Source organism: Photobacterium sp. SP02 (assembly GCF_038519165.1).
In the GTDB taxonomy this organism is placed as follows: Bacteria; Pseudomonadota; Gammaproteobacteria; order Enterobacterales; family Vibrionaceae; genus Photobacterium; species Photobacterium halotolerans.
This window is the reverse complement of sequence record NZ_JASJOJ010000198.1, coordinates 1-254: the sequence shown is the minus strand read 5'-3', so window position 1 is coordinate 254 and position 254 is coordinate 1. Positions and strand designations below refer to the sequence as shown.

Below are 254 nucleotides of genomic sequence, written 5' to 3'. Positions count from 1 at the left end.
CAATCCAGCATCGAAGTGACCGCTGCCTATACTTATGATCCTCTGGGACGCCGGATCAGCAAAACCGTTAATGGTGAACAAACGCAGTTCTACTGGCTGGGGAACACTTTACTCCGTGAATCTGGTCCTCAGGGTCAGAAAGATTATACCTACGGCGCCACAGGCTACGCCCCCCTTACTGTCGATGCAGACGGTCAGATTTCAGATGTGCTGAGTGATCACCTGTCCGCCCCGGTCGGGCTGATTCAGGCACA

At 53.9% G+C, this 254-nt stretch carries 1 protein-coding gene; it reads left to right on the top strand.

The window, feature by feature from the left end:
- A partial coding sequence (locus P0Y67_RS22965) for a hypothetical protein (RefSeq protein ID WP_446728879.1) occupies positions 1-254 on the top strand: 254 nt, incomplete at both ends.